This is a genomic window from Acinetobacter sp. TUM15064, assembly GCF_008980265.1.
Taxonomy (GTDB): Bacteria; Pseudomonadota; Gammaproteobacteria; order Pseudomonadales; family Moraxellaceae; genus Acinetobacter.
The window spans coordinates 1-18,116 of the sequence record NZ_BKFU01000039.1; the positions used below are offsets into that span (position 1 = coordinate 1).

The window sequence follows — 18,116 nt, forward strand, 5'->3', positions numbered from 1 at the left end:
GCCAATGGGCCATTGTTGCTTCAATCTTCATGATGGCAACCTCCGCAATGGGGCCCGGTTTTCTCACTCAAACCGCGGTCTTTACTGTGAAATTGGGTGCGGCGTTTGGCTTTGCCATTCTCGTGTCTATTTTGATTGATTATGTGGTTCAACAAAACATTTGGCGTGTCGTCACGCTGACGCAAATGCGTGCCTCGGATATTGCCAATAAAGCCTTGCCGGGTAGTGGTTACTTACTTGCTTTTTTGGTCATTTTGGGTGGGTTCTTCTTCAGTATTGGTAATATTGCAGGCGCGGCTTTAGGTCTCAATGCCTTATTTGGATTAGACACCAAATGGGGTGGCATTTTAAGTGGTGCTTTGGCCATTTTAATTTTTGCTTCAAGAAAAGCTACGCTAGCCATGGATAAAAGCATGATCGTTTTGGGGTTGCTCAAAATCATCTTGATTATCATTGTTGCTGTCATTGTGATGCCACCTGTGGGCCAAGCTGTTCATCAAACGTTTGCACCTGACCAGATTGATTTTGCCATTATCACCACGATTGTCGGTGGAACGGTTGGCGGCTATATCTGTTATGCAGGCGCCCATCGTTTACTGGATAAAGGCGCGGTTGGCCCTGAAAATATTGATGAAGTCGCAAGAGCTGCGACCAAAGGTATTGTGGTTGTAGGCATCATGCGCTATGTGCTGTTTTTAGCTTTTTTGGGCGTGGTGGTCAGTGGTGCAACGATTGATTTAGCCAGCCATGATGCCAATCCAGCAGCACAAGCTTTTCAATATGCCGCAGGAACTTTTGGTTATAAACTATTTGGTTTGATTTTCTGGGCAGCAGGGATCAGTAGTACCATTGGCGCCGCTTATACTTCGGTTTCATTCTTTACTGCATTTAAGAAAAATCTTAGTCCAAAACAAACCAATTACACCACCATTACATTTATCGCTTTAGCGTTATTGTTGTATGTGGTACTGGGCGCGACACCTGCTGGATTATTGATCTTCGTTGGTGGCTTTAATGGTTTGGTATTGCCAATCGGTTTAACGATTTTTGTTTATGTAGCTGCTTGCCGTAAAGATATGATGGGGAATTATAACTATCCAAAATGGTTACTTATTTTGGGTGTACTCACATGTATGTTGACATGGTGGATGGGCTATATGTCCTTTACCACAGTCTTTAATTATTTAACCAAACTTTAAGCCAGACGACGGTGAAGTGATAAAGGAATTGAGCCATGTTTGTAGATTTAAATAGTGACTTAGGTGAAAGTTTTGGTTCGTGGAAAATGGGCAATGATGACCAAATTCTACCCGTGGTGACAAGTGCCAATATTGCATGTGGCTTTCATGCAGGAGATCCGCTGGGGATTTTAAAAACACTGCGTAAGGCGGTTGAATTGAATGTCACGATTGGCGCGCATGTATCTTATCCAGACCTCGTCGGTTTTGGTCGCCGTAATATGGATGTGTCACGTGATGAGCTGATTGCCGATGTGTTGTATCAAATTTCCGCACTGGATGGTTTAGCCAAAGTGGCTGGTTCTCACGTGCAATATGTGAAACCCCATGGTGCCCTGTATAACACCATTGCACACGATCAAGTTCAGGCCGCTGCAGTGATTGATGCCATCAAAATGTATAACCCAGAACTGGTTTTGGTGGCACTGGCAGGTTCCCACTTGGTTGAGCAAGCACGTGCAGCAGGCTTAAAGGTTGTCTCTGAGGCATTCGCAGATCGTGCTTATAACAGCGATGGCTCATTGGTTTCACGTCGTTTGGATGGGGCTGTTTTACATGATTCGGCCTTTGTGGCACGCCGTGTGGTGTCTATGTTGAAAAATGGCGGGGTTGAGTCGATTGATGGTGTATTTACCCCTATTCAAGCGGACACGATTTGCTTACATGGTGACACCGCAGGTGCTTTAGAGATGTCGGCTGCGATTAAAGCTGAACTGTTAAATCATCATATTGAAATTCGTCCCTTTGTCTTAAAGCATGAGGAAGTAAGCAATGTATAAGGATATCCGAGTTGATTCAACGCAGCTTGAAGCCGCTTTAGCTGCGCGTTTAAAAATTCGTGCAGGCTTTGACAAACCAACGGCGGGTATGGCTGCGGGCATGACGCAGGTCAATATGATTTCGGTGCCTAAAGATTGGGCTTATGATTTTCTACTGTATGCACATCGCAATCCGCAAAGCTGTCCTGTTTTAGACGTGCTAGAGGAAGGTGTTTATGCCACAAGACTGGCGGAGAACTCAGATATACGCACCGATTTTCCACGTTATCGTATTTGGAAAGAGGGTGAAATGGTGGATGAAGTCACGGATGCGAGTGACATTTATCATGCGCATCCTGACTTGGTGACCTTTCTAATTGGCTGTAGTTTTTCCTTTGAAACAGCACTGCAAGAGGCGGGCATTGAAGTTCGTCATATCCATGATCAGACCAATGTACCGATGTATTTGAGTAATATTCAGTGTCAGCCTGCGGGTCGTATTTCGGGCAATATGGTGGTTTCTATGCGCCCAATTCCATCCCATCAAATCGCGGATGCCGTCAAAATTACAGCACGGATGCCAAGTGTGCATGGCGCACCTGTACATATTGGACATCCTGAAGGTTTAGGCATTCGTAATGTGAATCAGCCAGACTTTGGTGATGCTTCACGTATTGAGGCTGGGGAAATTCCTGTGTTTTGGGCTTGTGGTGTCACCCCACAAGCAGCCGTAATGAATTCGAAAATTCCTTTTGCCATTAGCCATGCACCTGGTCATATGTTTATTACCGACATTCCTGATCGTGCATGGATAGGTTAAGCGGTACTAAAGAACAATTAAAAGGATAGGCATATGCGTTTTTTATCGGTAAACGCGGATTGTTTTCTTATAGAGCTTGCCAGCCTAGAGGAAACATTGGCGTTGTACAATAAATTGCACACGATGCAATTGAATGGAATTAAAGACTTAGTCCCTGCTGCAAAAACAATTTTAGTGTTTTTTAATGAAATCGAAACCAACTTTAAAACACTGGTTGCTTCGATTCAGACTGTAAAAATTGGTTCAGACATTGAGCGTGATGTGCAAGAGCTGATTATTCCTATTCGTTATGCGGGCGAAGATCTTGCTCAAGTTGCAGAGTTACAAGGGCTTTCAATTGTCGATGTTATCTTGAAGCATCGTCAAAGTGTTTGGAATGTAGCTTTTATTGGCTTTGCGCCAGGCTTTGCTTATATGAGCAGTTCCGATCGACCTTTTACAGATATTCCTCGTTTAGCCGTACCACGTAAAAAAATACCGTCGGGTTCTTTGGGACTGGCAGGACAATATTCAGGGATTTACCCGAAAGATAGTCCAGGAGGCTGGCAGCTGATCGGTACGACTGCTGAAAAAATGTGGGATTTGGAACGTAAAAATCCAGCGCTACTGTTACCGGGGATGACGGTACATTTTGAAGATGTCACACATCAACCGACCACGGTTAGCGTAGCACAGCAAGTCACTCGTACAGTTGAGCCGAAACAATCCATGCCTTTGTTTACGGTAACTGCACCAAGTTTACAGATGTTGATTCAAGATGAAGGACGTTTTAATCAGACCAATATTGGGGTTGGTGTTGCAGGGGCGATGGATGTATCGGCAATGCACAGCGCAAATCGAATTGTCGGTAACCCAACTCCGACGCCTGTAATTGAAGTTTTAAATGGTGGTTTGAAAGCCAAAATGCATCAGTCTGCAGTTATTGCGGTTACGGGAGCAATTTCAAACATCCACGTGAAATTTAGTGATGGCCAAAAGACTGACTTTGACAGCTATCAAGCGATTGCCCTTGATGAAGGTGATGAATTTCAGATTCAAGCACCGACGGCAGGGCTAAGAAATTATCTGGCGATTCGTGGTGGTATCGACGTACAGCCTGTGCTGAATAGCACCTCATTTGATAGTTTGGCTGTATTAGGGCCAGAACCTCTAAAAATGGGGGATACGGTTTATCACGGACAGGTTGAAGTTTCAAATATTAGTGTCACCGAAGTTGCGAAGTTGCACTTGCCTAAAGTTGGCGATGTAGTAGAGCTCGACATTGTGATGGGACCGCGAACGGATTGGTTCGAAGTAGAGAGCATTGAGCGCTTATGTCAGCAAGCTTGGCTTGTGACCAATGAAAGTAATAGGGTTGGGCTGAGGCTTTCAGGTGAGCAGCCGTTGCAGCGCAAAATTACCCATGAGTTGGAAAGTGAGGGAACTTGTATTGGTGCTTTACAGATTCCACCTAGTGGACAACCTGTACTGTTTATGAATGACCATCCTTTAACTGGTGGCTACCCCGTCATTGCTTCTGTGGCGAAGCACCATTGGGACCTAGTGGCGCAGATTCCAGCAGGTTGCCAAATCAAATTTAAAAAAATGACCGAATTTACAGATTTTGAGAATAAATGATGACGACTGAAAAATTATTAATTGCAAACCGTGGTGAAATTGCCGTTCGTATTATTCATGCTTGCCGTGATATGGGTATTAGCTCAGTTGCTTTATATGCCGATGACGATATAGATAGTATGCATGTCGAACTGGCGGATGAAGCATGGGGTTTGGCAGGTGCAACTGCACGTGAAACCTATTTAAATATTCCAGCCATTATTGATGTTGCTAAAAAATCCAAAGCAACCATGGTTCATCCGGGTTATGGTTTTTTATCTGAACGTGCTGAATTTGCACAGGCAGTGATTGATGCAGGCTTAAAGTGGGTCGGACCATCGCCAAGTGCCATTGAAAAGTTGGGTGATAAAATTGAAGCACGTAAAATCGCCGCTTCAGTGGGCGCACCTTTAGTTCAAGGCACACAAGACCCCTTAAATACTGCTGATGAAGCCCTCGAGTTTGCAAAGCAGTTTGGTTTACCCATTGCGATTAAAGCCGCATTTGGCGGTGGTGGTCGAGGTTTAAAAGTCGTTTGGAAACTGGAAGATGTAAAAGAGCTGTATGATTCGGCTGTACGTGAAGCACAAGCTGCTTTTGGGCGTGGTGAATGTTTTGTTGAGCAATACTTGGATCAACCACGCCATGTTGAAGCACAAGTGATTGCCGATCAACATGGCAATGTTGTGGTTTTAGGCACACGTGATTGTTCGCTACAGCGTCGTAATCAAAAACTGATTGAAGAAGCGCCAGCGCCTTTTATCAGCGATGCGATATATCAAGAAATTTTAACTTCGGCTAAAAATATCTGTCAGGCAGCCAACTATGTCGGTGCGGGTACAGTTGAATATTTGCTGAGCCGTGATGGAAAGCTTTCATTTTTAGAGGTGAATACCCGCTTGCAGGTGGAACATCCTGTTACTGAAGAAACGGCCAAAGTCGATTTGGTGGTTGAGCAAATTCGCGTGGCTCAAGGTCATGAACTTTCAATCAAAGAAACCCCGAAAGTGCAGGGGCATGCCATTGAGTTTCGTATCAATGCTGAAGACCCTGCTCGTGGCTTCATCCCTGCATTTGGTGTATTGAGTTTATTTGAAGCACCGTTTGGTCAGGGCGTACGCGTAGACACAGGTGTTCGTACAGGCTCTTTGGTATCGAGTCATTTTGATTCGCTTATGGCAAAACTGATTATCACAGGTCCAACACGTGAGGTTACTATTGCTCGTGCAAAACGTGCGCTTAAGCAATTTAAAATTGAAGGGGTTGCGTCGGTTTTAGACTTTCACCGTGCTGTATTAAATGAAGCTGATTTTGCCGACACATTTAATGTCCATACTCGTTGGATTGAAAATGATTTTAAGCAAGACTTAAAACCAACGAAACGCAGTATTCCGAATCATCAACAACCGATGTTACTCAGCTATATTGAAATTGATGGAAAATTACATCGTGTAGGCTTACCAGCGGGCATGTTTGCACAAAACTCTACCATCACTGCTCAAGACCAACCAGCTACAGAAACAGCCATGCGTGCTGAACATTTACTTGCACCGATCAATGGCGTGATTAGCACTTGGAAAATAGAAAACGGGGAGCAGGTCGCAGAGGGGCAAGTGGTTGCGATTATGGAAGCCATGAAAATGGAAGTCCCGGTACTTGCGCATCAAAGCGGAGTGATTCAATTGACGGTTCAGCAAGGAGCAACTTGTCACGCAGAGCAGATCATTGGCTCAATTTGCTAAAAATTTAATCATCTGAATGAACCTGATGCAGCAACTGGCTAAGTCAGGTTTTTCGTTTGGACATTTTTAAAAATGAGTGAAAGTGGCTTTGTTGCACAAAACTATTTTTGAAGGCTTATTTAAACAATATAATTTCCGAATCAAAAAGCTAGCACCTAAAATTTATCTCACAACTAATTGGCCCTCGTACAACCAAGCACTAATAAATAGAGGGAATATCTCTATTTGGTTTGATCCTACGACTCAATGGTACGCTCAACCACAGCCTAAACATGGACGAAATCAAACCTATTTTGATGCAGCGATTCAATGTTATCTGATGATCAAATCCCTATTTCGACTCTCTTTACGCATGGTTACAGGTTTTGTTCAAAGCCTAATTAAACTTGCCAGATTAGATTGGACAGCGCCAGACTACACGAAGCTTTGCATAAGGCGAAAACATATTGATATTGCGATTAACTACCAAAAATGTAGCATTGAGATACATCTACTCGTAGATTTAACTGGTTTAAAGTTTTTGGGTGAAGGTGAATGGAAACGAAAGAAGCATCAGCCTGAATATCGTCGACAATGGCGTAAACTCTATATTGGTATAGATGCTGAAACACTGTAAATACGGACAGTTCAGCTTACAACGAATAATGTCAGTGATTCACAGGTACTCGATGATTTACTTGGTCAGATTCCACTTGATGAACGAATAGACTCTGTCTATACCGATGGAGCTTATGACACAAAAAGATGCAGTCAAGTCATTGTGGATCGACAAACGCATGCGGTGATTCCATCAAGAAAGTGGGATCCATAGAGGGGAATGAGTTATTAAAAAAGTTAAGCGTCTAGGGGAGCCCTTTGGAAAAAGTGGTCTGGATATCATCGGCGAAGTTGGGTGAAACTAAGATGTATTGCATCAAGTTATTAGGCGATAAACTCAGTAAGTACTAGGAATTGTGACAGTCAAATCAACGAGATTCGTGCACGTGTGGCAGTCTTAAATAAATTTACTGAATTAGGCCGACCTCACACTTAAGTTGTACCTTAAAGTTGATGTAGATTAATGATCTTTTGCTACAACATCAGTGACATATCTTTCGCCATAGTCTTTGAAAAAAATTGATTCTGTTTGTAGTGCATTTTCTTCTTTTTAGGGGATATGCCTTTTGATATTCCTAGAGACTAATTCGAGAATTTTTTTTCTTGATACTTTTTGAGACTAAAAAATATAGCACTGGTCAGAATTGTTTAGATACCATTGGATAATAATATAGCATTAAATATCATGTATTTAATGCTATAAAATTATTTTAAAGACGAGTTAGGATAATATGGTTTATTTAATTTATTTTCTTAAATAAGAAGTCGTTGATCTTATGGCCTTCTTCGAGTCCGCGACGTTCAAATTTAGTTTGTGGACGCCAGTCTGGACGCGGGTAGCTGTTGCCTTTACCAGCCATATTTTCAAGATTTGGACGGTTATCAAGTACATCAATCATCCACTCTGCATACGGTTCCCAGTCTGTCGCTGCGTGGAATGTTCCACCCATTTCCAACTTTTGCTCAACCAGTGGCATACGGTCATGGGAAACGAAACGACGTTTAAAATGGCGTTTTTTCTGCCATGGGTCTGGGAAGTAGAGTTGCACAGCGTTGATGCTGTTGTCTGGCATTTCACGTAAGACTTGAATGGCATCTGCATCTAACAGACGAAGATTGGTTAAACCTGCAATTCCAGCTTCATACACACATTGTGCGATCCCCGGAACATGCACTTCAATGCCGACATAGTTACGTTCAGGGTTGGCTTGCGCCATCAAGACCAATGAACGTCCCATACCAAAGCCAATTTCAACTGTGAGCGGGCGTTCTGGATGTTCAAACTGTTGGCGTAAGTCACCTACAGGGTATTCCAAAATCATGTGACCATATTGTTCAAGCGCAGTGCGTTGCGAGGTGTTCAGCGGAGATGAACGACGCATAAATGTCACAATTTCGCGGTGTTCATTTAAGTTGTCTAACTCGACGACTTGCTGGTCTAATTGATCATTCGTCATAATTTTGGCAGATGTTGAAATTCGAAAGCGGTATTGTAAGTCCTGAGCAGGACAAGTCAAATTTTTTACTCAGAATTTATCAAATTCAGCACGCTCTATTTTGATTAGCCTAAAAACTGTCATCATTTATTAATCATGATGTAACGAATAAAAATTAACCTGCCATACGATTTAACCAACTGATAAAAAATGATGAAAAATTTTAAGCCACAGATATTAAGCATGAGCCTGATTTTGGCAGGTTGTTCTTTTCCCGCGTATGCACAACTATTATTTAGTCAGTATGTAGATGGCACTTCAAATAAGAAAGGATTAGAAATTTATAATCCAGATCCGACGATGGTCAATTTGGCAGAATATCAGATTAAACAGTTCGCAAATGGCAGTACCAATGCAAATTTGACAGTGAGTTTGTCTGGGCAATTGGCAGCAAAGGGGTATTATCTGGTCGGGCATTCTGCTTTAAAAGAAGCGCTGGGCGATGCGGTACAACAGCAGGCGAACTTAGCTTTCAATGGTGATGATGCTTTGGTGCTTTATCATAATGGCATTGCGATTGACCGCTTTGGCACAGTGGGTGAAAGACCAAGTACTGGATGGGGTAGTGTTGCAACAGCGAATAGTTTTAAACGCACACTATTAAGTAATCATGTTTCCAGTGCAGGGATTGACGTTACCGCACCGTTTGATTTGGCATCGGCATGGGAAAAATGGTCAGACCGAAATGCGTTTTCCAGCTATCTTGCTGGAAATACAGTGGCACCACCATTGAACACCCTGAGCTGTAGTACGACAGCGACCCCAATTGCGACATTGCAAAGTGCAGCGCAAGATGTGGAATATGTAGTGAAAGGCGTAATCACGGCTGATTATCGTTATAACAATGGTTTCTCAGGTTTCTTTATCCAAACCCCAGATGCTCAAGCCCAAGCCAATACCAGCAACGCGGTGTTTGTCTATGTTCCCTCTTCAAGTAGCGTGACAGGTGGGCAAGTCGGGCAGGAAGTCATTTTCAAAGGCAAACTGAAAACCTATCAAAACCAACTGCAGCTTCAAGATTTAAGTAGCGATATTAACGTATGTAATCCTTCGGCGAGTGACTTGGTTAAGCCAATGGCGATCAATTTGCCCTTTGATAATTTGACTGAAGTGTCAGGCCACGCACCAAAACGTTATCAGGGTATGTTGGTCAATATTCCTCAAACTCTAACGGTCAGTGAAAACTATGACTATGGGCGTTATGGTCAGTTGGCTTTAAGCCCTGCGCGTTTATATATTCCAACCAATTTATATCCTGCCAACTCAACGGAAGCCAAAGCGCTTGCACAACAAAATTTACGTTCTAAACTGATTTTGGATGATGGTTACAACAATCAGAACAGAACGCCGTGGTTGCCAACTTCCTTTAGTGCTAAAAACACCCTACGTACAGGTGCACAACTGCAAAATGTACAAGGCATTTTAGAATATCGTTATAACCAATGGCGAATTCAACCTGTGCTTAATGCAACAACACCGCAAGTCTTAGACGCGCCAAACCCACGTACGAGCGTTCCTGCGAAAGTCACACAGCAAATTCGTGTTGCAGCATTTAATGTACTGAATTATGACAATGGTTTGGCGCAAGGTTTTCCGACGGAACGTGGTGCAAGTTCTGAGGCTGAGTTTAAAAAGCAACATCAGAAAATTGTCAGTGCATTAAAAGCGATTGATGCAGATGTTTATGGTCTGATGGAAATTGCCAACAATGGTTATGGCGAGCGTAGTGCAGTTGCATATTTAGCCCAAGCGCTAGGGAGCGATTGGAAATATGTAACACCTCCAAATGCTGACAAACTCGGAACCGATGCGATTGCTGTTGCTATTATTTATAATGCTAAGCGGGTCAAACCAATCAATGTCGCAGCGGTCTTTGATGATCAGAGTCAGAAAAATCGTGTCACGATGGCACAAACCTTTCAAGCCCTATCAGGTGGGAAAACTTTTACAGTTATTCCCAACCATTTGAAGTCTAAAGGTAGCTGTCCAGATGATAAAACTTCGATAGAGGCAGATCAGGGCGATGGTCAAGGCTGCTGGAATCCAACCCGCGTAAAAGCGGTGCAAGCGTTAATGCAATGGGTCGCAAAAAATCCAACGCAGGTGAGTAAACCAAATGTCTTACTGTTGGGGGATATGAATAGTTATGCCAAAGAAGACCCAATTTTGGCGCTTGAACAAGCCAACTATAAAGTCTTGTTGAATGATGAAAAAATTGGTCAGGGGAAAGCAGCTTATAGCTATGTCTTCGGTGTAGCCAGTAATGCTCAAGGTTATGGTGGCGCAGGCAATTTAGACCATGCGATTGCCGATTCAACACTTTATCCTTTGGTGAAAAAAGCATTTGCATGGCATATCAATGCGGATGAACCGACGGCACTGGACTATAACGAAGAATATAAAACTGAGGAGCAAATTGCTGCATTCTATGCAGACGATGCTTACCGCTCTTCTGACCATGATCCTGTGATTGTGGATTTAGACTTAAACGATGCAGTGGCTAATGAGGATGATAAAACCAGTGCGGGAAGTACAGGGCTGTGGTCTGCATTAGGGTTAATTGGTTTGGCCTTATATGGCAGTCTAAGACGTCGTAAGAATCAGCCTTAACTCTCTTTATGGATAATAAAAGGGCGTTATCGCCCTTTTATTATTATCTAGGGTTTCAGTTTTATGAGCTGATGCGGTCAATGAGGGTGCTGCTGGCTTCATTTAAGCCTAACACCTCGACCACTACACTGCGGGCTGCAAACTTTTCAACCACAGCATTTAACATTTGGACTGAAGTCATATCCCAAATATGTGCATGGCTGAGTTCAATTTCAACCTTCTGAATATGTTCGTTAAAGTCAAAAAACTGAAAGAATTTCTCTGAGCTGCTAAAGAAAATTTGACCGCTCACTACATAGCGACGGGTATGGTTATGCAGTTCAGATTGAACATGGACTGTACTTTCCAGTTTGTTGATGAAAAATAATGCGGACAGTAAAACTCCGACAAAGACACCCAAGGCAAGATTGTGTGTGGCTAAGACAATGATCACGACACTCAACATCACCATATTACTTTGTAACGGGTGTTTAGCGATGTTTTTAACCGAGTCCCATTGAAAGGTTGTAAATGCCACCATGATCATAATGGCAACCAACGCCGCCATTGGAATATAAGACAGCCAGTCTTTAAAAAACACCACCAAACACAGTAAAAACACACCAGCCACTAAGGTTGAAAGTCGAGTACGTGCACCTGAGCTGACATTAATCATAGACTGTCCAATCATGGCACAACCTGCCATACCGCCCATAAAACCGCTCACAATATTTGCCATACCTTGTCCGCGACATTCTTGATGACGGTCACCTTCAGTGCCTGTGACTTCATTCACTACTGTGGTGGTCATCATGCTTTCAAGCAAACCGACGGTCGCTAATGTGATGGCGTAAGGAAAGACAATTTGTAGCGTTTCAAAGGTCAGTGGAATATCAGGCAGTAAAAAAATAGGTAAAGTATCGGGGAAATGACCTAAGTCACTGACCATACGCATATCCGTGCCGAAAAACAGCGCCAAAGCGGTCAGGACAAGAATACAAATAAGCGGTGAGGGAATGGTTTTCCCCACTTTAGGCAGATAGGGAAACAGATAAATCACAGCGAGGCCAAGTGCAACAAATGCATAGCCCCAGTGATTCATTTGGCTGAGTTCTGGAAGCTGTGCCATGAAGATTAAAATTGCCAGTGCATTTAAAAAACCATACACCACTGACTGCGACACAAAACGCATCAGTTTGGCGACTTTAAAATAACCCGCAATGATCTGAATGACACCAGTGAGTATAGTTGCCGCCAGTAAATACTGTAGGCCATGCTCTTTGACCAGCGTGATCATGAGTAGAGCCATCGCGCCTGTAGCAGCTGAAATCATGGCTGGACGACCGCCAAAAAAAGCAATGCTCACTGCGATACAAAAGGAGGCATACAGTCCGACTTGAGGGTCTACACCTGCAATTGCTGAAAAAGCAATAGATTCAGGAATTAGAGCAAGTCCTACCACTAAACCAGCAAGAACATCGGTACGAATGTTAGAAAACCATTCATCTTTTTTAAGGCTAATCACAGATCAAATTCATTTTAGGGTCAAGGGGGCTATGTTAAAACAACTCTGTTGCAAATTGCAGTGTTGTTGTACTTGAAAAAAAATGTGAATTAGACAATATTCAATAGGCGAACGAATGATTTTTCGTTTACGCTTTTTTGCAATTTACAGGTTTTGATCACTTGAAAGTTTGTTAGAAGCCATTTAAAACAGAGAATAGAGTTATAACAAGGATCAGATATGAAGCTTTATTATGCACCGGGTGCGTGCTCGCTTGCGGCGCACATTATCCTCAATGAAATTAATGTTGACTTTGATTTAGTCCGAGTAGATTTAAAAACACATAAAACAGAAAAAGGTGCTGATTATTACGAAATTAATCCAAAAGGATATGTACCCGCTTTAGAAATTAATCCAGGTTTGATTCTGACTGAAAATGTAGCCATTTTGCCATTTTTAGCACAACATGATCCAAAACAAGATCTTATTCCGCCATCAGGCTTAGGGCGTGCCAAAGTTTTAGAATGGCTAGGTTATTTAAACTCTGAATTGCACGATGCTTATGCCGTTTTCTTCGGTGCGCCATTAGATGCCGCTGCCAAAGAAAAAGCCTATGCAGAGATTGATCGTTTACTTAGTTATATCGACAAACAAATTGGTGAGTCGGATCATGACTATTTGGTCGATGATAATTTTGGCCCTGCGGATGCATATTTATTTGTCCTTACCAATTGGTCAAATGGCATCGAACATGATTTATCACCGTATAAAAATATTATCTTTATCCGTAATAAAGTGGCTGAACGTCAGTCAGTACAAATTGCAATGCGAGATGAAGGTCTAATTCCTTAATTTTGATGCATTGAAGAAGCGCCGAAAGGCGCTTTTTTTGTACTTTAAAATTTATTGTTGATATTTAGTCAATAATATTTTGCAGATTCACTACTTTTTAGCGCTGAACAGAGTCTCTATAGTGCCTATATAGATTTTGGCTTTTAGGTTCTTCCAATGAAAAATATTTTATTAATTAACGGTGCAAAAACCTTTGCACACTCGAATGGCCAGTTAAACGATACCTTGACTGAACTTGCGCAAGAGGTATTGTCAGGTTTAGGGCATCAGGTTCAAGTGACCCGTGCCGATAGCGAATATGATGCAAAAGTTGAAGTGGAAAAATTTCTGTGGGCAGACACCGTGATTTACCAAATGCCGGGTTGGTGGATGGGTGCACCGTGGACTGTGAAAAAGTATATTGATGATGTCTTTACCGAAGGGCACGGTAGTCTGTATGCCAATGATGGTCGCTCACGTGCAGATGCTTCAAAAAAATATGGTTCAGGCGGTCTGATTCACGATAAAAACTATATGCTGTCGTTGACATGGAATGCACCGATGGATGCATTTAACGATACTGAACAATTTTTTCATGGGGTTGGGGTCGACGGGGTTTATTTACCTTTTCACAAAGCCAATCAGTTCTTAGGAATGCAAACCTTACCGACATTTATTGTGAATGATGTGATTAAAGCACCTGAAGTTGAAGCCTATATGGCGCAGTACCGTAACCATTTGACGCAAGTTTTTGCTTAATTCGGAGAGGCAACGATGTTAACTGTAATAGCTGAAATTATTTGTCATTCAGAGCAAGATTTTAAAACGGTTCTTGATTCATTCAACAACATTCGTGAGCAGGTCTTACAAGAGCCTGGTTGCCATCTCTATGACGTGCATATTGATCATCCTTCAGTTGAGAGTGCATTACAGACCAAAGTACCGTTTTCAATCATGATGTATGAAAAATGGGAAAGCATGCAGCATTTAGAAACACATATGCACAGTGTTAATATGCAGCAACATGCTCAAGCAACGGAAGGTGCAGTTGCTCAGGTGCAAATCCGTATTTCAGAAGCGCAATAAGCGATGCATATGAGTTTGATAAAGCTTTTCTTCGCTCTATCTATTTAAACTCAAGTGGTTCATTGAACTGAACCTGTTCGAGTTTCAATGCGTAGCGCTGTTTGAGTGTTGACCATTGAACTTTGACAGGTTGTGTAGTTTCAGCAAATTCATTTTCACCTGTCGTATTTTTTACTTTGCTTGTCATAAAGTTAATACTTTGTGCCGTGATGTCGCCCGATGCACGGTGGAAATCATCGACATCATAACCAATCAGTTTAAATGCACGGTCTTGGTATCGAAAGGTATACGTGTGATTGGTCACATACCATGAACCACAGCTTAACCAGTAGTGCAGATGAACTTTGAGCACGCCTTTTTGAATGCTTAACGCTTCAGTCTCACCGAGTGGATCTGCGAGGCAAGGGGACTCTAGGTCGCCTTCCGTCGGCAAAGTAGTATTAGTCGCTGCAAGTTGATAACCCTGAGTCTGCTTCAATAAAACCAAAAGCTTTCGTTCATTGATATTGAGGAGATCACTGCCTAAGCGATCATTTTTAACGATATGTTCAGGATTAGTATCTTCAATAATCAGGGCAATGTCCGCTTGACCATCTTGGTTTAAATCGCCTTGGACTTTTTCTAGAACCTTCCAGTTTTTTGGCACAAAAGCTTGGTAGCTCGTTTTGAGAGTCGGTTTTGCCTCTGCTTTGGCCCAAGCATTGCTTGCGAGTGTTATGAAAAATAGGGCATTGACTATGAGTGTTGGTCTGATCCATTTTTGTGTGGACATCGTTTCCTCTCATTTTTATATGGTTATAGATGTTTGAAGATGGATATTGTTGAGTGTATCAAAGAGTAGGGCGGAATGTCCCTACAAGCTAAGTCAGCATAAAATACTGACTTATGTTGAAATAAATAAAAAAGGACTCCGAAGAATCCTTTTTGATTGCTTAACACGGATCAAGAGATTATTTAAAGAAATAACCTGTTTCTGGTGAGCTTGCATTCGCCATACGTTTGCGAGGCATACGACCTGCGAGGAACGCTTCTCGACCCGCTTCAACAGCTTTTTTCATTGCAGAAGCCATTAAAATTGGATGTTGAGCGGCAGCAATCGCGGTATTCATCAATACGCCATCACAGCCAAGTTCCATGGCAATGGCTGCATCGCTTGCAGTTCCCACACCTGCATCCACCAACACAGGCACTTTGGCATTTTCTTTAATGATAGAAATCGTGTGTGGATTTAAAATCCCTAGACCCGAACCAATCAAACTGCCTAAAGGCATGATGGCAACACAGCCCATGCTTTCAAGCTCTTGCGCCACAATAGGGTCATCCGATGTATAGACCATGATTTCAAAACCATCGTCAATCAAGGTACGTGCCGCTTTCAATGTTTCGGTAATGTTTGGATACAGCGTTTTTTCATCGCCCAATACTTCAAGCTTGACCAAGTTATGACCGTCTAATAACTCACGCGCTAACATACAGGTACGCACGGCACTATTGGCATCAAAACAGCCTGCTGTATTCGGGAGAATCGTGTATTTTTCAGGTGGGACCACGGACAATAGGTTTGGTTGATCGGGATGCTGACCAATATTGACGCGACGAATTGCAACAGTCACGATTTCTGCGCCACTGGCTTGAATGGCCAAATCGGTTTCTTGCAGGTCCTTATATTTACCTGTGCCCACCAGTAGACGAGATTGAAATGATCTAGAACCAATGATGAGAGGGCTGTCTTGCATGTGAACTCCGTATTAACCGCCACCGACGGCATGAATAATTTCAATTCGATCCATTGCACAAATTGGGGTGTGTTCCAATTTACTTTTACTAATAATGTTTTCATTTTGCTCAACAGCAAAACGTTTGCCTTCAAGTGCAAAGGTTTGCACCAGCTCAAGCAAGGTTTTACATTCGGTATGCTGTAGTTCGCCGTTTAAATAAATCTGCATTGTGCTCATCTCTAGTTGTTTACTTGGCATATTTCATGGCATTCCATGCCAGAACCAACCAACCTGCAATCATCAATGCGCCACCAATCGGGGTAATTGCACCTAGGCCACGCGGTAAGCCCAATGCCATGACATACAGGGAACCACAGAAAAAGAAGATGCCGACTTGGATCAGTAAAAAGCTGGTTTTGATGGGAAGTTGCGGGATGACTTTGGCCAAAATGCCAAGCGCCAGTAAACCAAGCGCATGATAAAAAAAATAATCAGTTGCCGTTTGCCACCAAGCCAATTGAGCTTCAGTAGCACGTGCTTTGAGACCATGTGCGCCAAAGGCACCTAATATAACGGCAAACGCTAAATTTAGCGCTGAAATCGCAATCCACATAGGCAATGCTTTACTTATATCACTGTGCGCAACAAAGTAGCATATTTTGAAGACAGGTTAAAAGACAAAAAGCCTCATTTATTTACAAAAAAGAAAAGGGCATTTCGCCCTTTTCTATATCTATATCAACTTAGTTCGATGACATTGCCACTTTAATTTTTTCCATGGCATTTTTTTCTAACTGACGAATACGTTCTGCTGAAACATTATATTCAGCAGCCAGTTCGTGTAAGGTCGATTTTTCATCATCTAACCAACGACGCTGTAAAATATTTCGAGAACGGTCATCCAATTGCTCCATGGCATCATGCAGGGCATTGGTGCTTTGTTCTTCGTAGTCGTCCTCTTCTGCTAAACGAGCAGGATCATAACGGTTGTCTTCCAGATAGAGTGCAGGCGCAACGTGAGTTGATCCTTCATCGTCATCCTCCCCTTGAGCTTCAAATGCCGCATCATAGGCAGTCAAACGACCTTCCATTTCTAACACCTGTTCTGGTGTGACATTCAGATCATTTGCAATGGATTGAGCTTCTTGTAAAGTCAACTTCTTAGACGATTTTTTCAGACTACGTAAATTAAAAAACAGTTTACGCTGTGCCTTGGTGGTCGCAATTTTGACAATACGCCAGTTACGGATCACATATTCGTGAATTTCGGCTTTAATCCAGTGTACTGCAAAAGAGACCAAGCGTACGCCCATGTTCGGGTCGAAACGTTTAACGGCTTTCATTAAGCCCAAGTTACCTTCTTGAATAAGGTCACCTTGAGGTAAGCCATAGCCTGCATAACTGCGGGCAATATGAACCACAAAACGCAAATGCGACATGACTAGAAGTTTGGCTGCATCGAGGTCTTGGTCATAATAGTAGCGTTCAGCTAGCTCTTTTTCTTGTTCCGCTGTCAAAATCGGGATTTGGTTGACAGTACTAATATAAGCACCCAAGTTTACACCTGGTGCTGATAATGACAGGGGCATCAATTGATTGCTGCTGTCACTCATGTGTTCTCCTTAGGGATTTTCATTTTTACCCACTCATTGAGTTTTATCTTAATCCAAACTTCCAGCGAATAATGGAAAATTGGGTATAGAAATGTAAACTTTTATGCAAAATGTGAATACAGTTAGTGTAATCGAAAAGAATTAAGATTCAATGAAGTAGTGAAATTCATGCGCATTAATTTGTTTCAAAACGCAAGATAAATGATGGATTTCGCAATACCGTGTAACATCGGCTTGACTGTGTGGATCAGACGATTTTAGCAGCAAATGTTGATGAGTGCTCTTTTTGAGTGCGCGTTTAAGCAACAACAGAGGCATAGGGCAAGGTTGTCCCATTGCATCAATAATGTTGATATTTTGTTCAATATTACTCATATAGTTAGGCTAAGTTTTACAACATTTAGGCGGATAGAAATATTAGCAAATTCAGTGCCAAAACCCAACTATTTCATATTTTATAGGCCGATAGTCGCTATATCAAAAATTACAAATAACTAGTTAAAAAATATGCTGAATTAAAAAAGACGA

The 18,116-nt window shown here is 42.3% G+C and carries 17 protein-coding genes and 1 pseudogene; 10 read left to right on the top strand and 8 right to left on the bottom strand.

Annotation, left to right across the window (positions count from 1 at the left end):
- From GBI16_RS11905 to GBI16_RS11930, 6 genes and pseudogenes are all read left to right on the top strand, one after another.
- Positions 1-1,199 (top strand): NRAMP family divalent metal transporter (locus tag GBI16_RS11905; RefSeq protein WP_215900684.1); only part of this gene is annotated, 1,199 nt, incomplete at its 5' end.
- A gap of 35 nt (positions 1,200-1,234) precedes the next feature.
- Entirely contained in the window at positions 1,235-2,017 is a 783-nt protein-coding gene (locus tag GBI16_RS11910; RefSeq protein WP_151707142.1) for a LamB/YcsF family protein, read from the top strand.
- On the top strand, positions 2,010-2,816 hold the full coding sequence (locus tag GBI16_RS11915) for a putative hydro-lyase (protein WP_151707143.1): 807 nt from the start codon (positions 2,010-2,012) through the stop codon (positions 2,814-2,816). Before GBI16_RS11910 ends, GBI16_RS11915 begins: the two co-directional genes overlap by 8 nt.
- Before the next feature lie 33 nt (positions 2,817-2,849).
- Complete coding sequence (locus GBI16_RS11920; protein ID WP_151707144.1) at positions 2,850-4,433, top strand: urea amidolyase family protein; 1,584 nt, start codon at positions 2,850-2,852, stop codon at positions 4,431-4,433.
- Complete coding sequence (locus tag GBI16_RS11925; protein ID WP_151707156.1) at positions 4,433-6,154, top strand: biotin carboxylase N-terminal domain-containing protein; 1,722 nt, start codon at positions 4,433-4,435, stop codon at positions 6,152-6,154. Before GBI16_RS11920 ends, GBI16_RS11925 begins: the two co-directional genes overlap by 1 nt.
- 139 nt (positions 6,155-6,293) lie before the next feature.
- A pseudogene (locus GBI16_RS11930) lies at positions 6,294-7,187 on the top strand (IS5 family transposase).
- Positions 7,188-7,491: 304 nt separating this feature from the next.
- Here GBI16_RS11930 and trmB read toward each other — a convergent pair.
- Positions 7,492-8,208, bottom strand: a complete 717-nt coding sequence (trmB, locus tag GBI16_RS11935; RefSeq protein WP_086208879.1) for a tRNA (guanosine(46)-N7)-methyltransferase TrmB — start codon at positions 8,206-8,208, stop codon at positions 7,492-7,494.
- A 192-nt stretch (positions 8,209-8,400) separates the two neighbouring features.
- On the opposite strand from trmB, the gene GBI16_RS11940 reads away from it, so the two are divergent.
- Positions 8,401-10,857, top strand: coding sequence for an ExeM/NucH family extracellular endonuclease (locus GBI16_RS11940; protein ID WP_171494563.1), 2,457 nt, complete (start codon positions 8,401-8,403; stop codon positions 10,855-10,857).
- Positions 10,858-10,918: 61 nt separating this feature from the next.
- Here GBI16_RS11940 and GBI16_RS11945 read toward each other — a convergent pair whose 3' ends face one another.
- Positions 10,919-12,361, bottom strand: coding sequence for a SulP family inorganic anion transporter (locus GBI16_RS11945; protein WP_151707146.1), 1,443 nt, complete (start codon positions 12,359-12,361; stop codon positions 10,919-10,921).
- A 219-nt stretch (positions 12,362-12,580) separates the two neighbouring features.
- Here GBI16_RS11945 and GBI16_RS11950 point away from each other — a divergent pair, with 219 nt between their 5' ends.
- The 3 genes from GBI16_RS11950 (at position 12,581) to GBI16_RS11960 (ending at position 14,257) form a co-directional block, all read left to right on the top strand.
- Positions 12,581-13,192, top strand: a complete 612-nt coding sequence (locus GBI16_RS11950; RefSeq protein ID WP_078388936.1) for a glutathione binding-like protein — start codon at positions 12,581-12,583, stop codon at positions 13,190-13,192.
- A 156-nt stretch (positions 13,193-13,348) separates the two neighbouring features.
- Positions 13,349-13,930, top strand: a complete 582-nt coding sequence (locus GBI16_RS11955; RefSeq protein ID WP_086208403.1) for an NAD(P)H-dependent oxidoreductase — start codon at positions 13,349-13,351, stop codon at positions 13,928-13,930.
- 15 nt (positions 13,931-13,945) lie between these two features.
- On the top strand, positions 13,946-14,257 hold the full coding sequence (locus GBI16_RS11960; RefSeq protein WP_151707147.1) for a putative quinol monooxygenase: 312 nt from the start codon (positions 13,946-13,948) through the stop codon (positions 14,255-14,257).
- Between the two features lie 40 nt (positions 14,258-14,297).
- Here the strand turns inward: GBI16_RS11960 and GBI16_RS11965 are convergent, their stop codons facing one another.
- The 6 genes from GBI16_RS11965 to GBI16_RS11990 form a co-directional block, all read right to left on the bottom strand.
- Positions 14,298-15,029, bottom strand: a complete 732-nt coding sequence (locus tag GBI16_RS11965) for a hypothetical protein (RefSeq protein WP_151707148.1) — start codon at positions 15,027-15,029, stop codon at positions 14,298-14,300.
- A 178-nt stretch (positions 15,030-15,207) separates the two neighbouring features.
- A complete protein-coding gene (locus GBI16_RS11970) occupies positions 15,208-15,993 on the bottom strand; it encodes a thiazole synthase (RefSeq protein WP_005400610.1) in 786 nt (261 codons plus the stop codon).
- A gap of 12 nt (positions 15,994-16,005) precedes the next feature.
- The gene (gene thiS / locus GBI16_RS11975) at positions 16,006-16,203 is read right to left on the bottom strand and encodes a sulfur carrier protein ThiS (protein WP_078388931.1); all 198 of its coding nucleotides are present in this window, start codon (positions 16,201-16,203) and stop codon (positions 16,006-16,008) included.
- Between the two features lie 19 nt (positions 16,204-16,222).
- Entirely contained in the window at positions 16,223-16,588 is a 366-nt protein-coding gene (locus GBI16_RS11980; protein ID WP_004982244.1) for a DUF423 domain-containing protein, read from the bottom strand.
- Between the two features lie 130 nt (positions 16,589-16,718).
- A complete protein-coding gene (gene rpoH / locus GBI16_RS11985) occupies positions 16,719-17,588 on the bottom strand; it encodes an RNA polymerase sigma factor RpoH (protein WP_086208401.1) in 870 nt (289 codons plus the stop codon).
- A 141-nt stretch (positions 17,589-17,729) separates the two neighbouring features.
- On the bottom strand, positions 17,730-17,963 hold the full coding sequence (locus tag GBI16_RS11990) for a sulfurtransferase TusA family protein (protein WP_151707149.1): 234 nt from the start codon (positions 17,961-17,963) through the stop codon (positions 17,730-17,732).
- Between the last annotated feature and the right edge of the window lie 153 nt (positions 17,964-18,116).

What these genes read in the sequence shown, in the direction of transcription:
- GBI16_RS11910 (WP_151707142.1), top strand. Translation starts at nt 1,235, where the DNA reads ATGTTTGTAGATTTAAATAGTGACTTAGGTGAAAGTTTTGGTTCGTGG.
- GBI16_RS11915 (WP_151707143.1), top strand. Translation starts at nt 2,010, where the DNA reads ATGTATAAGGATATCCGAGTTGATTCAACGCAGCTTGAAGCCGCTTTA.
- GBI16_RS11920 (WP_151707144.1), top strand. Translation starts at nt 2,850, where the DNA reads ATGCGTTTTTTATCGGTAAACGCGGATTGTTTTCTTATAGAGCTTGCC.
- GBI16_RS11925 (WP_151707156.1), top strand. Translation starts at nt 4,433, where the DNA reads ATGACGACTGAAAAATTATTAATTGCAAACCGTGGTGAAATTGCCGTT.
- trmB (WP_086208879.1), bottom strand. Translation starts at nt 8,208, where the DNA reads ATGACGAATGATCAATTAGACCAGCAAGTCGTCGAGTTAGACAACTTA.
- GBI16_RS11940 (WP_171494563.1), top strand. Translation starts at nt 8,401, where the DNA reads ATGAAAAATTTTAAGCCACAGATATTAAGCATGAGCCTGATTTTGGCA.
- GBI16_RS11950 (WP_078388936.1), top strand. Translation starts at nt 12,581, where the DNA reads ATGAAGCTTTATTATGCACCGGGTGCGTGCTCGCTTGCGGCGCACATT.
- GBI16_RS11955 (WP_086208403.1), top strand. Translation starts at nt 13,349, where the DNA reads ATGAAAAATATTTTATTAATTAACGGTGCAAAAACCTTTGCACACTCG.
- GBI16_RS11960 (WP_151707147.1), top strand. Translation starts at nt 13,946, where the DNA reads ATGTTAACTGTAATAGCTGAAATTATTTGTCATTCAGAGCAAGATTTT.
- GBI16_RS11965 (WP_151707148.1), bottom strand. Translation starts at nt 15,029, where the DNA reads ATGTCCACACAAAAATGGATCAGACCAACACTCATAGTCAATGCCCTA.
- GBI16_RS11970 (WP_005400610.1), bottom strand. Translation starts at nt 15,993, where the DNA reads ATGCAAGACAGCCCTCTCATCATTGGTTCTAGATCATTTCAATCTCGT.
- thiS (WP_078388931.1), bottom strand. Translation starts at nt 16,203, where the DNA reads ATGCAGATTTATTTAAACGGCGAACTACAGCATACCGAATGTAAAACC.
- GBI16_RS11980 (WP_004982244.1), bottom strand. Translation starts at nt 16,588, where the DNA reads ATGTGGATTGCGATTTCAGCGCTAAATTTAGCGTTTGCCGTTATATTA.
- rpoH (WP_086208401.1), bottom strand. Translation starts at nt 17,588, where the DNA reads ATGAGTGACAGCAGCAATCAATTGATGCCCCTGTCATTATCAGCACCA.
- GBI16_RS11990 (WP_151707149.1), bottom strand. Translation starts at nt 17,963, where the DNA reads ATGAGTAATATTGAACAAAATATCAACATTATTGATGCAATGGGACAA.